The sequence below is a fragment of the Thalassolituus sp. UBA2009 genome, assembly GCF_002335285.1.
Taxonomy (GTDB): domain Bacteria; phylum Pseudomonadota; class Gammaproteobacteria; order Pseudomonadales; family Oceanobacteraceae; genus Venatoribacter; species Venatoribacter alkanivorans.
This window is the reverse complement of record NZ_DDCJ01000162.1, coordinates 19,556-33,918: the sequence shown is the minus strand read 5'-3', so window position 1 is coordinate 33,918 and position 14,363 is coordinate 19,556. Positions and strand designations below refer to the sequence as shown.

At 53.7% G+C, this 14,363-nt stretch carries 18 protein-coding genes; 11 read left to right on the top strand and 7 right to left on the bottom strand.

All coding sequences use genetic code 11. From position 1 onward, the window contains the following. The 4 genes from B3P58_RS20190 to B3P58_RS20175 all read left to right on the top strand — a co-directional run. On the top strand, nt 1–312 hold a 312-nt coding region (locus B3P58_RS20190; RefSeq protein ID WP_286720167.1), incomplete at its 5' end, for an FxsA family protein. A gap of 159 nt (nt 313–471) precedes the next feature. Next, nucleotides 472–765: a co-chaperone GroES gene (locus B3P58_RS20185; protein ID WP_145469665.1), complete on the top strand. Its 294-nt coding sequence runs from the start codon at nt 472–474 to the stop codon at nt 763–765. A 55-nt stretch (nt 766–820) separates the two neighbouring features. Continuing rightward, on the top strand, nt 821–2,461 hold the full coding sequence (gene groL, locus B3P58_RS20180; protein WP_145469664.1) for a chaperonin GroEL: 1,641 nt from the start codon (nt 821–823) through the stop codon (nt 2,459–2,461). A gap of 294 nt (nt 2,462–2,755) precedes the next feature. Beyond that, nucleotides 2,756–3,175, top strand: a complete 420-nt coding sequence (locus B3P58_RS20175) for a hypothetical protein (RefSeq protein ID WP_286720163.1) — start codon at nt 2,756–2,758, stop codon at nt 3,173–3,175. A gap of 90 nt (nt 3,176–3,265) precedes the next feature. Here the strand turns inward: B3P58_RS20175 and B3P58_RS20170 are convergent, their stop codons facing one another. Further along, nucleotides 3,266–4,762 (bottom strand): PLP-dependent aminotransferase family protein, encoded by a 1,497-nt coding sequence (locus B3P58_RS20170; RefSeq protein ID WP_286720161.1) that lies wholly within the window; start codon nt 4,760–4,762, stop codon nt 3,266–3,268. Nucleotides 4,763–4,872: 110 nt separating this feature from the next. Between B3P58_RS20170 and B3P58_RS20165 the strand changes: the two genes are divergently transcribed. Next, on the top strand, nt 4,873–6,114 hold the full coding sequence (locus B3P58_RS20165) for a benzoate/H(+) symporter BenE family transporter (protein ID WP_286720158.1): 1,242 nt from the start codon (nt 4,873–4,875) through the stop codon (nt 6,112–6,114). Nucleotides 6,115–6,393: 279 nt separating this feature from the next. Here the strand turns inward: B3P58_RS20165 and B3P58_RS20160 are convergent, their stop codons facing one another. Then, nucleotides 6,394–6,945 carry a nucleoside 2-deoxyribosyltransferase gene (locus B3P58_RS20160; protein ID WP_286720155.1) on the bottom strand — a complete coding sequence of 184 codons (552 nt, stop codon included), beginning with the start codon at nt 6,943–6,945 and terminating at the stop codon, nt 6,394–6,396. 242 nt (nt 6,946–7,187) lie between these two features. Between B3P58_RS20160 and B3P58_RS20155 the strand changes: the two genes are divergently transcribed. Genes B3P58_RS20155 through B3P58_RS20145 form a run of 3 tightly spaced genes read left to right on the top strand, consistent with a single transcriptional unit; the run spans nt 7,188 to nt 9,434 of the window. Next, nucleotides 7,188–7,460 carry a hypothetical protein gene (locus tag B3P58_RS20155; protein WP_230332746.1) on the top strand — a complete coding sequence of 91 codons (273 nt, stop codon included), beginning with the start codon at nt 7,188–7,190 and terminating at the stop codon, nt 7,458–7,460. Next, a complete protein-coding gene (locus B3P58_RS20150; protein ID WP_145469658.1) occupies nt 7,450–7,773 on the top strand; it encodes a hypothetical protein in 324 nt (107 codons plus the stop codon). The genes B3P58_RS20155 and B3P58_RS20150 overlap by 11 nt, the downstream gene beginning before the upstream one ends. Next, entirely contained in the window at nt 7,770–9,434 is a 1,665-nt protein-coding gene (locus B3P58_RS20145; protein ID WP_286720150.1) for a PepSY-associated TM helix domain-containing protein, read from the top strand. Before B3P58_RS20150 ends, B3P58_RS20145 begins: the two co-directional genes overlap by 4 nt. 75 nt (nt 9,435–9,509) lie before the next feature. Here B3P58_RS20145 and B3P58_RS20140 read toward each other — a convergent pair whose 3' ends face one another. From B3P58_RS20140 to B3P58_RS20125, 4 genes are all read right to left on the bottom strand, one after another. Continuing rightward, nucleotides 9,510–9,716 (bottom strand): DUF2798 domain-containing protein, encoded by a 207-nt coding sequence (locus B3P58_RS20140; protein ID WP_286720147.1) that lies wholly within the window; start codon nt 9,714–9,716, stop codon nt 9,510–9,512. A 128-nt stretch (nt 9,717–9,844) separates the two neighbouring features. Continuing rightward, nucleotides 9,845–10,408, bottom strand: coding sequence for a hypothetical protein (locus B3P58_RS20135; protein WP_286720144.1), 564 nt, complete (start codon nt 10,406–10,408; stop codon nt 9,845–9,847). A gap of 168 nt (nt 10,409–10,576) precedes the next feature. Further along, nucleotides 10,577–10,975 carry a GFA family protein gene (locus B3P58_RS20130; RefSeq protein ID WP_225692256.1) on the bottom strand — a complete coding sequence of 133 codons (399 nt, stop codon included), beginning with the start codon at nt 10,973–10,975 and terminating at the stop codon, nt 10,577–10,579. 56 nt (nt 10,976–11,031) lie between these two features. Beyond that, complete coding sequence (locus B3P58_RS20125) at nt 11,032–11,868, bottom strand: hypothetical protein (protein ID WP_286720141.1); 837 nt, start codon at nt 11,866–11,868, stop codon at nt 11,032–11,034. A gap of 136 nt (nt 11,869–12,004) precedes the next feature. On the opposite strand from B3P58_RS20125, the gene B3P58_RS20120 reads away from it, so the two are divergent. Further along, on the top strand, nt 12,005–12,487 hold the full coding sequence (locus B3P58_RS20120; protein WP_286720139.1) for a hypothetical protein: 483 nt from the start codon (nt 12,005–12,007) through the stop codon (nt 12,485–12,487). Further along, nucleotides 12,484–13,053 (top strand): hypothetical protein, encoded by a 570-nt coding sequence (locus B3P58_RS20115; RefSeq protein ID WP_145469651.1) that lies wholly within the window; start codon nt 12,484–12,486, stop codon nt 13,051–13,053. Before B3P58_RS20120 ends, B3P58_RS20115 begins: the two co-directional genes overlap by 4 nt. A 4-nt stretch (nt 13,054–13,057) precedes the next feature. Here the strand turns inward: B3P58_RS20115 and B3P58_RS20110 are convergent, their stop codons facing one another. Then, nucleotides 13,058–13,669, bottom strand: a complete 612-nt coding sequence (locus B3P58_RS20110) for a TetR/AcrR family transcriptional regulator (protein ID WP_286720134.1) — start codon at nt 13,667–13,669, stop codon at nt 13,058–13,060. A 126-nt stretch (nt 13,670–13,795) separates the two neighbouring features. Here B3P58_RS20110 and B3P58_RS20105 point away from each other — a divergent pair, with 126 nt between their 5' ends. Beyond that, a complete protein-coding gene (locus B3P58_RS20105; protein WP_145469649.1) occupies nt 13,796–14,284 on the top strand; it encodes an HPP family protein in 489 nt (162 codons plus the stop codon). Nucleotides 14,285–14,363: the final 79 nt, after the last annotated feature.

Genomic DNA, 14,363 nt, shown 5'->3' with positions numbered 1-14,363 from the left:
GGTCAGCGTCTGCAGGAAGGGCAGTTACCTGCACAGGAACTGGCGGAAGGCTTTTTGCTGGCACTGGCGGGTGCCTTGCTGATTACTCCGGGATTTGTCACCGATGCCATCGGCTTTACCCTGTTATTGCCCGGCGTGCGTGGCCACTTTGCCGGTTCGGTGCTGAAAATGCTCAAACCTCAGATGATGGGGGGCATGGGCGCAGGCCGTGGCCCGCGTGATGTCTATGGCGAAAACGAGCAACCGGACCGTATTCACCCGAATCAGCACCGTCCGACCATTATCGACGGCGAATATCGTCGCGAAGACTGAAATTTTTTAACCGGGGGTGTTGAAAAGGTTGTGTGCCACCCCCAATAAGCGAAACACAACGAAAATACAGTTTGGGGATGAGGGCGAAGCAGGCTCTGTCTGTACCGTCCGACCCCGGTTATCAGCAAACATTGCTTTAAACATTGGAGAAAACCTCAAATGAAAATCCGTCCTTTACACGATCGCGTCGTTGTTCGTCGCAAGGAAGAAGAGCAAACCACCGCTGGCGGTATCCTGCTGCCGGGCGCCGCTGCTGAAAAGCCGAGCCAGGGTGAAGTGCTTGCTGTCGGTACGGGTCGTATTTCCAACAATGGCGAAGTTCAGCCTATGTCTGTGAAAGTTGGCGATACCGTTGTGTTCGGCAAATACTCCGGCTCCAACACCATCAAGATCGATGGTGAAGAGCTGCTGATTCTGAACGAAAGCGAAATTTACGGTGTTCTCGAAGCCTAAGCGTTTCTGCTTCAACCGTTAGTATCGAAACTCACTGAATTTAAAGGAAACAAACATGGCTGCTAAAGAAGTTAAATTTGGCAATGACGCCCGCGTAAAAATGCTGGCTGGCGTTAACGTACTGGCTAACGCGGTAAAAGTAACTCTGGGCCCTAAAGGCCGTAACGTGGTTCTGGAAAAGTCTTTCGGCGCTCCGACCATCACCAAAGACGGTGTATCTGTAGCCAAAGAAATCGAACTGGAAGACAAGTTCGAAAACATGGGCGCGCAGATGGTTAAAGAAGTGGCGTCCCAGGCTAACGATCAGGCCGGTGACGGTACTACTACTGCAACCGTTCTGGCTCAGGCCATTGTTAACGAAGGTCTGAAAGCCGTTGCTGCGGGCATGAACCCGATGGATCTGAAGCGCGGTATCGACAAAGCCACCGCCGCTGTTGTTGAAGCCCTGAAAGAACAGGCTCAGCCTTGCACCGACTCTAAAGCCATTGCTCAGGTTGGTACTATCTCTGCCAACTCTGACGAATCTGTTGGCACCATCATCGCCGAAGCGATGGCCAAAGTAGGTAAAGAAGGCGTTATCACCGTTGAAGAAGGCAAAGGCCTGAACGACGAACTGGAAGTGGTTGAAGGTATGCAGTTCGACCGCGGCTTCCTGTCTCCTTACTTCATCAACAACCAGGAAAAAATGGTTGCTGAACTGGAGCACCCGGTGATCCTGCTGGTCGACAAGAAAATCGACAACCTGCAGGAACTGATCCCGATTCTGGAAAACGTTGCCAAATCCGGCCGTCCGCTGCTGATCGTGGCTGAAGACGTTGAAGGTCAGGCGCTGGCGACTCTGGTTGTGAACAACCTGCGCGGTACCTTCAAAGTCGCTGCGGTTAAAGCGCCTGGCTTCGGCGACCGTCGTAAAGCCATGCTGCAGGACATCGCTGTTCTGACCGGTGCTCAGGTGATTTCTGAAGAAGTGGGTATGTCACTGGAAACCACCACCATCGATATGCTGGGTACTGCCAAGAAAGTTGTGATCAGCAAAGAAAACACCGTGATCGTTGATGGCGCTGGTAACGAAGGCGACGTAAAAGGCCGCGTTGAACAGATCCGTGCAGAGATGGAAGCCTCCACCTCTGACTACGACAAAGAAAAACTGCAGGAACGTGTGGCCAAGCTGGCTGGCGGCGTAGCCGTTATCAAAGTAGGCGCCGGTTCTGAAGTTGAAATGAAAGAGAAAAAAGACCGCGTAGACGACGCTCTGCACGCTACCCGCGCTGCGGTAGAAGAAGGCGTGGTTGCCGGTGGTGGTGTTGCACTGGTTCGCGCCCTGACCAAGGTTGACGTGAAAGGTGACAACGAAGATCAGAACGTCGGTATCGCTCTGGCACTGCGTGCAATGGAAGCTCCGATCCGTCAGATCGCTGCCAACGCCGGTGCAGAAGGTTCCGTTGTGGTTGATAAAGTAAAAGCCGGTTCCGGTGCCTTCGGCTTTAACGCTGCCAGCGGTGAATACGGCGACATGATCGAGATGGGTATTCTGGACCCTGCCAAAGTAACCCGTACTTCTCTGCAGGCTGCTGCTTCTGTTGCTGGTCTGATGATCACCACCGAAGCCATGGTTGCAGAAATTCCGAAAGAAGCGCCAGCAATGCCAGATATGGGTGGCATGGGCGGAATGGGTGGCATGGGCGGCATGATGTGATCTGACGCCTGCCCGGCTGTCTGTAAGAACAGCGCCCACACCAAGGGTACTGCAATAAAAACCGGCCTCATAAGGGCCGGTTTTTTTATGTCTGCAGTTTGCGTTGTTAGTGTGGATAGCATGCTTATTGTTATATGTGATAACAACTTGAAAGATCGGAAAATCAGTGCATGCTGGTCCGGTGATGAACATATCATCAGAGATGTCTGGTGCAGAATCAGCCGGTAATTTCCGGCGGACACATGAGCAGGCACAGAAACCACATGAATGCATTCAGCCACGGGGAGTTTGTTGATGTTTATCCCGCGAAAAACAGAAAGTAACCCGCAATGGACAGATCAGGATGGCATTAAAATTTATACCATTTCGGTTAATGATAATGCTGTTGATCAAAGCCGCTTCAGCGGGCGCTTAAATGCCGTAAAACAATCGAAAGCCCTGCCGTGGGCAGAGACTGCAACATTTACCATTTTTCATGAAGGGGCAGGTTTTCTTTATTTAATTCTCGCCTGGTGGGGGAACGATAATGAATTATTCACGTCGGTTTCCGTGCTGACTGAAGAAGGATGGGTGGAAGATCCGGGCCGATTTTCTTTCTGTGTTTATGATCTTGAGGTGTTCTGGGCAGAAAGAAATATTTATATCGACACACTGTATTGCGCTACCCCAGATATTCAGAAATACCGTGAACAGCGTATGGGGGTTGGGGAGTAAGAATGACTGGTATCGGGTAACAAGAGCCAACGCAGAGGTTGGCTGGATAACGATGTGATACATAAATCTTGTTAGTCCGGCTTATCGCGGTCAGCGACACAGTGCCCGCAGGATGTTAGCCAACTTCTTTACGGCGATTTCCATTTCATGCGGAGCGTGGGCGGCGAACCCCATCAGGAATCCAGGTGTATGCCGGTTCGATGCATGGAGCGCCGTCAGCCCCAACAGGTCAATTCCAGCCCGGCTCGCAGAGTCTATAGCCTCATCTTCGGGGATGTCGCGGATAAACACACAGGGCATCTGCATCCCGCCGGCGGGCACCCGTGGCTCAACGAATTCAGCCAGGTGCTGGCGCACCAACCGCGCCAGTACATCGCGCCGTTCGGCATAGATGGCACGCATGGTACGCATATGCGCACCGAAGTGACCCCCTTCGATAAAGCGCGCCAGCGTGAGCTGCGGAATAGGTGCGCTGTGGCCATCCAGTAGGGTACGGGCTACGGTCATAGGCGCGACCAGCGGTAACGGCAACACCATATAGCCGATGCGCAGGCCGGGGAACAGCGACTTGGTGAAGGTACCGATGTAGATCGTCCGCTCATGCTGATCAAGCCCCTGTACGCAGGCGGTGGGCTTGCCTGCGTAATGGAACTCGCTGTCGTAGTCGTCTTCGATTATCCAGCTCTGATATTGCCTGGCCCACTCAATAACGGCCAGGCGCCGCTCCAGCGTCAGTGTTGTCCCGGTCGGAAACTGATGCGATGGCGTCAGGAATACGGCCTTGGCCGAATCTCCGAATGTTTGTGCCGCATTGTTCAGGTGTTCCACCTGCATACCATTGGCATCAAGTGGCACGGGTACGCATTCCAGACCGGCGGCGTCGAATGCTTTGCGGGCTCCCTGGTATACCGGATCTTCAATGAAAATTCTGTCGCCAGGATCGAGCAATACATTGGCGCACAGCGTCATCGCTTGTTGTGAACTGGTCAGAACCAGAACGCGCTCGGGTGTGGCATGTGCCCCGCGTTCAAGGCTGACGTAATCTGCGATGGCCCGCCGTAATGGTTCCAGCCCTTGCGGATCGCTGTGTGACAAAAGCTGAGTTCCATATTCCTTGAGTACCTGCCGCTCCAGGCGTTCCCAAATCTGGAGGGGAAAGTTACGCGTTTCCGGTACACCCGGAGCAAATGGGCGCGGAGCCAGGAAATCGCGCAAGCCTCCGCCCTGAAACATAGCGCTGCCGCGCTGGCTAAGGCGCAGGGTTTCCTTACGTGTTCCCGGGCGGCGTGCCGGGCTGCGTCTCGGGAGGCGTTTGGCCTGTTCCGATACGAAGCTACCGCTGCCAACGCGGCGCTCAAGGAAACCTTCCGCATGCAACTGGCTATAGGCCGATTCGACGGTATCACGGGAAACGCCCAGCGATTTCGCCAGAGCACGCGAAGCGGGCAGGGGCTTACCTACGGCCAGCGTGCCATCAAGAATCAGTTGCCGGATTCCACGCTGTATTCGCGCATACAGCGGCAAGGCGTTATGCGCAGGGTCGCCAATCCAGGCTTTGACCGATTCCAGCTGGGCATGCTTAAACAATTGGTCTGTATCTCTTTAATAAAATGGTGGGGCTTAGCCATCCATTTTAGGGCTATAAACATGTTTATCAACTTTGCCCATCAGATTGCATTCAGGAGCCTCTTCAGACCATGTCATCCATTCCTTCATCTTTACCCGTCCGTTGGAGCGATCTTACTCATCCCATCGTGGCGGGTCTGATCTCCGTTATCGTTAACTATGGCGGTACGTTTATTCTGGTATTCCAGGCCGCCAAAGTGGCCGGTCTCAGCCCAGAGCTTACGGCGTCATGGGTGTGGTCGATCTCCATCGGCGTAGGCGTGACAGGGATTATTCTGAGCTGGGTTTCCCGCGAACCGATCATCACGGCCTGGTCGACACCAGCGGCCGCATTTCTGGTTACTGCTCTGGCGAGTACACCCTACGCGGAAGCGGTCGGCGCTTATCTGATTTCAGCCGCCGCTTTTGTCGTACTGGGGCTGTCGGGCTGGTTTGAGCGGGTAATTCGCCTGATTCCACCCGGGGTAGCGGCCGGGTTACTGGCTGGCATCTTGCTCCAGTTCGGTATCGGGGCCTTTGGTGGCATGAGCATTGATCCATTATTGGCGGGACTCTTAATCGTTGCCTATGTCGCACTCAAGCGCTTCACCGCACGCTATGCGGTGGTGGGTATTCTGGTGCTGGGGTTGGCTTTCTTGCTTATTCAGGATCGCGTTGACTTATCGGGCCTGAGCCTGAAGCTGGCCGCCCCTGTTTTTACCACGCCCGAATTCTCGCTCAATGCTTTGCTGAGCGTGGCGTTGCCGTTATTCCTGATCACTCTGACCGGGCAATATATGCCGGGCATGCTGGTACTGCGCAGCGACGGCTTCAGAACCAGTGCCAACCCTATTGTGACGATCACCGGATTTGGCTCTCTGCTGATGGCGCCCTTTGGCTCGCATGCTTTCAACGTCGCCGCGATAACGGCGGCTATCTGTACTGGCCGGGAGGCACACGAAAATCCGGATAAACGCTGGATCGCCGGTATTGCTGCTGGTGTGTTCTACATTCTGGTCGGTGTTTTTGGGGTGACACTGGCTGCGGTCTTCATGGCTTTCCCGGCAACCTTTATCACCACCCTGGCGGGTCTGGCTTTGCTGGGCACCATCGGCGGTAGTCTTGCCAGCGCCATGGCTGATGCCAGAACCCGTGAAGCCTCGCTCATCACTTTCCTTGCGGCAGCGGCAAATATCACCTTGCTGGGTATTGGTGGTGCGTTCTGGGGACTGGTGATCGGTCTGGTGGCTTATACGGTGCTTAATGGTCAGTTGCCACAGCGCACACCTGAATCGCTCATATCTCCAATAGCAGGCAGCAGCAAGGCGAACTGATATCAGCCACAACTGACACAGCCGGCAGCCAAACATTATGGTCAGTAACAGCCGCTGGTTGGCAATGAAATGCAGACCGATGAGGGAGTGGCGCGCATTTCCCGATTACTGTCCTCAAGCGCCGTGCTCAGTACGGCAACGGGGAGGACAGTCGCGCCGGTGGCATCAGTGACGTGAGTCAGATAGCCGCATAGCAGAGCAACTGCAGATTGAGCAGTTGTCGCTGTCCTGCGCTATTAAAAAGCTGCAGGGCGCGGCTGATTCGTGCCGGGAAACGCATCAATTCAGCCTGATTAATAGCGCTTCAAATGCCGTTAAATCGGTGTACTTTTCCGCCTCTGCTGCCTGATGTGTCAGGAATATTCCGCCGCTCAGGGCGATACCGCCTTCGATCATCAGATTGTCGTGCAAATCAAATTGCTCGATGCTTAATCCATCACGATCGTGCAGTTCAGAGCCGTCATATTCTCCCTGACCAAATAATGCAAAGGTACGCTCGGCAAACAATGCCGGATCATTGCTGTAGTCATGAATTATTTTTCCAAGGCCACGTGCCAGTCCCAGCTCATACACCGTACCAGCATCAGCGCTGGCTCCGCGGAACGGCGTCAGGTTGGCAATCACCAGATCGGCACGGCGAATCAGTTGTTCGTTTGCCGCACTGATGGCAAAGCCCAGTTCGCGGGCGCTGCCACTTTGCTGTAATTCCCCATCAAGTGGAAATAAACCGCGGAACCCATAGTGTTCACACAGGGCTTTTTTACGCGCGCCAAGTTCACTGGCAGCCGGGCAGAAGACTTCCGGGCCGGCAAGGTAAATGGTTCTCGGCATCCCGATGTCTCCATAAAGGTAAATAAGAAAGCCCCGTTGGCATGGCGGCACTATAACAAAGACGAATAACAAAGACGGTTCCGCAGGGCAGTTGAGATTCAAATAATAATAAATCTCATTAACTATTGATGTGATAGCTAAAATACCTCAGAATCAAATGCTAATCGTTATCATTACCTGATCTGACCCTGTTTACTGTGTGTCGGCAGGCTCCGGGTTCTGTTCTGTAGCAGGAGTGTTCCATGCTGATGTTTATTGCGCTTACTCTCACCGGCTGTGTGCTGTTGTATCTGTCGCATAGCAACCAACAGTGGCTGCAACGGCCTTTATCCATACGCCCCTGGCGCTGGCTTGGTGTAGCCGCGGTACTTAGCGGACTGCTGTTTTCCGCCAGTTATCTGCCGGTTAACAGCGCATTGTTTGCCTGGCTGGTAATTATGATGCTCTGCATTGGCCTGCTGCCATTTGCTGCCTTGCTTAAACCCCCGGTGGAGGATTCCGTCAGTGAGCGCTGAATCACTATCGGCAGGTAGACAGAAGGCCCCACGCCTGCAACCTGATTGGTGGCGTAAAACCCTGGCGGCGGTTCTGCTCGGTTTTCCGCTGGCGCTGGTGATCACTGGTCTGTTTGCCTGGGCTGGTCCGGGCGGCATCGCAGCTACCGATAAAGTGCAATTTAATATGTGGCTGCTGACCTTGTTATGGCTGCTGGTCCTGAGTCTGGTGTACCTGTTCCGCAGTGGTAATCAGGCATTGTTGTGGCTCGGCGGTGCGAATCTGCTGTTGTGGCCGTTATTTTTGATCGTGCGGGGAGTAATGGCCGGATGAAAGTCAGCAGCGATATTCTGCGGGTTTATAAAGCGCTGCATACCTGGGTGGGTATTGGTACCGGCTTATTATTATTTATCGGCTTTTTTGCCGGCGCGCTGACCATGTTCAAACAGCCGCTTGACCGTTGGTCGGCACCTCCGGCGCAGCAGCTGGCGATGGTGAAAAGCAATGAGCTGGATATGCTGGTCAGCGGAGTCATGCAGCAATTCCCGGATGCCCGCCAACAGCTGGTGGTGCATCTTGAATCGGCAGAGCATATTTCTGCTCCGGTTGAGTGGCAATCGCAGGACGAAGATGGCGGTCATGGCCCGGATCTGGACGGCGAGTACTGGCATGCAACGCTGAATGCGGCCGGTGAAGTACAGGCTGAAAGTATCCGGCCTTCTATGCTGGGTGATCTGATTGATTTATTGCACCAGACCGCGGGTATTCCCGGTACTGTCGGGCATGAATATCTGGGCGTACAGATTCTTGGGCTGGCCGGCATTCTGTATTTTCTGGCGCTGGTTTCCGGGCTGATTATTCTGCTGCCGACTCTGGTAAAAGATTTTTTCCTGATCCGGCGCGGCAAAAACCGCAAACGTTTCTGGCTGGATGCGCATAATGTAATCGGCATAACCAGTTTACCTTTCCATCTGATTATTGCGTTTACTGTTGTTGTTTTTGCTTTTCACGATTCATTTTATGGCAGCCTGAAGGCGGTTGTTTATCAGGACACTCCGATGTTCGGGGCGCCTCCGGCTGCAGGAGAACGACCACAGGCCAGAAGCGTTGATCAGCTGTTACCGCCGACAGAACTGATCCGGCGGATCGAACAGGCAGCACCGGATTTTAAAGTGACCGAACTGGTGTATATGCAGGTCGAAAGCCCAAGGCCAATAGTGCGTGCCGGTATTTATAATCCGCAATATCTGGTGCGCGGTCCGCTGACGGGTTATGTCGGTATAAACCCCTACAACGGTGAGCTGACCATGACGGGTATGCTGCCGGGCAAGAGTAATGTCTGGAGCGATATCGTTGTGACATTTTTCGCGCTGCATTTTGGCAGTTTTGCTGGCGAGTGGGTGCGCTGGGTGTATTTTCTGCTGGGATTAAGCGGAGCGTTCTTGTTTTATTCCGGCAATTTATTATGGATAGAAAGCCGGCGTAAAAAACAGAAACGGGGCCAGCCATTACCGCAACAGGCACGTAATACCCGCCTGATGGCAGCGCTGACCATTGGTGTTTCGCTGGGCTCCGTCGCCGGAATCGGGTTTGCTATTGCCGCCGGGAAATGGGGGCATGTTGCGGCTGTTGCCGACATTAACAGCCTTTACCTGCAGGTTTATTATCTGGTGTTCCTGTTGGCCCTGACATTTGCGTTTATGCGTGGCGGTGCCCGTGCGGCGGTACCGTTATTATGGTTGTGTGCGCTGGCCTGCGCGTTGATCCCGGTAACTTCGGCTCTGGCGGTTCTTATGCCATCTACCGGACTCTGGTTTTATAACAGTGCGGCTACGCTGGCGGTCGATTTTACGGCATTGTTGCTGGCACTGGCCTTTATCTTTGCGGCTTACCGCACACAGCGGGGCTTGCAGCGTGCCAACGCCGATACCGTATGGCATATCGAGGAAACCGGCCATAAGGCTGAGCCTGCCGGTATCGGAGCAGGTTCTTGATTACTGACAGACGGTACATATAAAAAAACGGACGCGTCAGCGTCCGTTTTTATGTCTGGCTGTCAGTGAGCACTTTTATTTAAAACGCGCAGACCAGTGCTGAATTGTCGGGCCGCTAAAAAAGGCAATCAGCGCCGCCGCTGGCCAGGCCAGTAGCCAGGCATTAAACCAGCGCAGAAAAAATTCGTCGGTAAATCCCAGATTAAGAAAGGTAATCCAGCAGGTCATCAGCACCGATAAGACAAAAGACATCATCAGCGTAAATGCAATGCGCTGTTTCATGGTCACAGCCTCGCGGAATAATGGATTGAACAGAAAGAAAGCGGCGCAGACTACGCCTGGCGGGGGAGCAGAAAAAGTCGTTGCGCCGGAACAGAATATTCCGGCGCAGACAACAGCGGTTACCGCAGTTATTTCAACAGGGTCAGATATTGTGGTTCAACATCGGCAGCCAGATAAGCCAGACCCAGTTTGTTCAGGTAATCCATGCGGTCACACTTGAACGGATCAATCTCGGCCAGTGCTTTGCCGTTGTTTTCGTACAGCTCGCGCAGCCAGGCTACATACAGGTTACCCGGCTCCATCACCAGTGCTGCACCACCGGCATCGGTAGTCACCTGTGCCTGCAGTGTTTCCGGCAGGTTTACTGCAAAGATAACGGCTTCTTCGTTGCCCTGCAGGTAAAGATTACGGGTGTGGGTTTTCTGGCTGGCCCAGAAATACGCCAGTTCTTTACTCTGGGTTAAAAACACCGGGTCTTTATGTTCGCTGGTGGTGTGACCAATAGTGCTCAGGGTTTTCAGCTGACGCGCCATAATTTCAGCGTCGCCGGAGCCTTTCAGGCCATCGCTCTGAATCGCAGCAACCAGACCGGAGGCGGTGCCGTGATACCAGATGCCGGACGTGGCAATACCATCGTCAGAAAGCAGCTGGGCAAGATCCTGAAACTGAGTTGGGGTGGTAAATTCTTTCATGTTCTGGATTCCGGACTAAGGGCCGGCACGGCAGGCCCTGATCAATGATCGTGTAAAGGCGGCCATTGTAGCAGGAGTCCGGCACTTTGTCTGAGCCGGCCAGCGTCCGGAGGGCTCCAGTCTGTTGTGTTAGGCCTGTTTAATTAGTGTTAACAGGCCCTAAGCGTATCAGTTTTTTCCGGGCGGCCATTGGGCAAAACCGTCAATCCCTTCCCAGTTAAGCCAGGGCTTGTCGTGTTCCTGCCAGATATGCGCCTGTGGCCGCGCACCCGGGTCTTCATCAAGGGTGGCAACACGCACAATCACCAGCGGCATCGCCGGACGTTCGGCCATTAAATGGCTGCCGCAGCGTGAGCAGAACCAGCGGTTTTTACCCGGTGATGATTCATAGCAGCTGAGCTTGTCTTCACCGCTCAGCCAGCGGAAGTGTTCACGTTTAACACCGGCGGTGGGTACAAAGGCTGCGCCCTGAGCCTTACGGCAGGTATCACAATGGCAATGCATAATGGGCATGGCCAGTTCGTCCATTTCGTAGCTGACCGTGCCACACAGGCAACTTCCTTTCATAACGCGGTTCCTTCTGTTTTTTTCAGACCTGGGGGTTATTTCTTCAGGCGCGGGATTTATTTCTTCAGACGCGAATAAACCAGTAAGTAGCCTACCGAACACAGCAGCGAGGCAGCCGTTCCCCAGTGCAGGCCAAGCAGCGGATACAGGTAACTGACTGCCAGCGCATAAACCACTAATGCGCCGATGCCATCGGGGTAATGTTTGATGGTGGCGTTAAGCACGCCGGCACCATAGCTGATATGCAGAATCAGCATCAGCGGGAAAAAGCTCACCGGAAAAGCCGCCAGCAGACCAGCACGGGTCGGGCCAAGCAGATCTGCGAGGCCGGTAATCAGCAGTATCGATGCGGTGGCAATACTGGCGCGGAACAGCAGGGTCGCGGCCTTACCGGATAATAATTCGGCCAGCCTATTGGCCGGTGGCTGGCTGCGGTCAATCTGTTGCTCCGTAATATCTTTAAACAGCGTGCGGAATAAAAAGATGGCAGCCACCACCACCGCCAGACTCAGCCAGCGGTTGGCTGGTAATTGCTGCAGTATCACGCTGGCAGAAAAAAAACAGGCAAAGCCACTGAGTACCGCCAGCGGCAACCAGACTAAACCTGGTTTGCGCTTAATCACCTGCCAGTAACCAAAGGCCAGACAAATGGCGGAGGTCAGGCCCGACAGGGTAAATATGGCACTGTCAGCGGCAAACTGCGGTCCCTGCTGCCAGCCGAAAAAATACAGCGCAATGGCCGTGCCCAGAGGAAATCCGGCCAGTAATCCGGCGTGGCGCGGGCTCATACGTTCGGCCACTTTGGCCAACAGCACAACGGTTAAGAAGGTAACCAGAATTTTGGCGAGTAACAGCACAATAACCTCACGATGCCAGAGCGGGCGGTGAAACAACGCGGACACCGGTACCCGGTGTTTAAAATGCAGTTTAACAACAATGCCGGACAGGGCGAATGAGTAGTTTTACCGCCGTATATTCTGTGGCAGAGTCATGGCACAGGGATAAACAATAATTCATCAGGGAAATATCGTGAAAGATTATATCTATCTCGCCATTATTGCCGCCCTTGGTTCTGCGCTGGTTTATCAGGTGTTTAACCCACCGGAATGTCCTTTGCAGCAGGAGCTCAGCGCGATACAGGATGAGCTGCGTAACTGCCGCAGTGAGCAGGATGGTCTGAAGACGGCCAATGCCTTACTGAATAACCAGCGTACTCAGGCTGAAGCACAGCGTGATGCGGCAAAGCTGCAGGCCGATCAGGCTGAGGGCAAAGTCGAAGGTCTGAATCACACCATCACTCAGCGTACCCATGAGCTGAACGAACAGATCGAAGCCTTTAACCGCTTAAAGGCTGGGCGTGATCAGCTGCTGGTGATTAATCAGCGTATTAATGACCGTCTGAGTTTACTCAAAGCGCTTAAGCAGCAGGGGTCAGAACGCAGTCAGCAGCAGCTGGATGAATTACTGGCCGAAGATATTGATGGTTTTCTGGTATGGGAGGGCAGCCAATGAAACTGGGCCAGAGTCTGTTTATTGCGGCGTTGCCGTTTTTCCTGCCGGGGTGCGTGATGCTGACCAGTACGCACAATCAGTTAATGGCCGCAGAAGAGTACCGGGTGAATGACCTGAAACATCAGTTGCAGCAGGTCAGCACTGAACGTGATCAGTTAAAGCTGGATCAGCAGAGCAGTGCCAGCCAGCTGCAGGAATGCAGCTCGGCATTGAGTGTATGCAACCGGGAGCGTGCCGCGTTGCAGACCCAGCTGGCAGAGTGCAATGCCCGGCCGACTGCTCCTGTGACCGTAGCAGATTGCAATATCACCAATGTTCGCTTTGAAGTGCTGGAAGAAAACAAACCACCGCAATGGCTGCGCGACTTTCACGTGCCGGACATCCGTGTTCAGCCACAGAAAGACGGCATCAATGCGCAGGGTGAAACACTGTATTACCTGTCGGCTGCTCAGCTGCAGGAACTGAACAACGGCATTAAATTATTAATCCGTGCCAGTCGCGGCTGGCCGATCTGGTATCGCGAAGTACTGGAGCGCCCACAGCGGCAAATGCCCGCAGCGGAATAAATCGTTAATGGGCTGATATCAGCAAGCCCTGAGCTATTAAAGCCGCCTGCCGGGCGGCTTTTTTATTGCCCTGCACCTGAGCGCAGACAATCGCCCCTTCTTTTAACAGACACAAATCATCCGCCAGTTTTTTTGCTTTTCTGCTATCCAGCCATTGCCCCAGGTGTTTGCTCAGCATGCTGACAAGGCGGGTTTTATGTTGCGCACAGTGCTGATGAACCGGATGGGCAGGGTCGGTAAATTCGGCGGCGCTGTGCATAAAAAAACAACCGCGGAATTCCTGTAACTCGGCCACACGGTTATGAAACCAGTCATCCAGAGCGGCAAACCAGTGCTGCACCGTATCTTCTGTGCTGCTGGCGCTGCGGATACGTTGTTCAAGCCAGTTAAAAAATACCTCATCGCGATAGGCCAGCACTGCCAGTACCAGTTCATCTTTACTGGCGAAGTGGTGGTACAGGGTTTTTTTTGCAATACCGGCTTCCTGCAGAATCTGATTAATGCCAACACCATGAATGCTGTCACGGTAAAACAAAGCAAAGGCCGTCTGTATCAGCTGTTGCTGCTTGGCGGGTACAGCATTGACTGCTGATGGTGTCGGTGATGAATCGGTCATGGTAAGGCTCCGCTGATATGCCGATATTGACAAAGGTATACCGATTTGTCTACCTTATGTTTGAAGTAGACCGATCGGTCTATTTTGTTTGACTTTAACGCTACAGCCGTTATCACAGGAGACACTATGCTTCATCTTTTACGCCACCCATCCATAACCTCGCTCAGGGCAGCTTTACTGGCCGGCGCCGGGGCAATGCTCTGTATCAGCAGCCTGGCATTACTGCAGCACTGGCAGCACAGCCTGCTGATCATGGCGCCTTTTGGTGCCACCATGGTGATTCTGTTTGCCTTGCCCGACAGCCCGCTGGCACAGCCGCGCAATATTATCGGTGGCCATCTGCTGACAACTCTGATCGGCTTGCTGATGCTGCATTATGCAGAGGTCAGCCCGCTGACACTGGGGCTGGCGACCGGGCTTGGAGTCAGCCTGATGGTGCTGACCAATACTCTGCATCCGCCGGCCGGCGCGAATCCATTGCTGGTTATGCTGACGGTTCCTGAATGGGATTTTTTACTGACTCCGGTGCTTAGCGGAGCCGTGCTGATTGTACTGTTCGGAGTGATCTACCACCGTATGATCAACCGTCGTGCGTATCCGTTGCGCTGGTTTTAACCTTTTTATCTGCGATGGCGGTCGGGGCATTGCGGCCGCTATAATCCGCCGATGACTGATTTCAATACTTCCCCCGAAA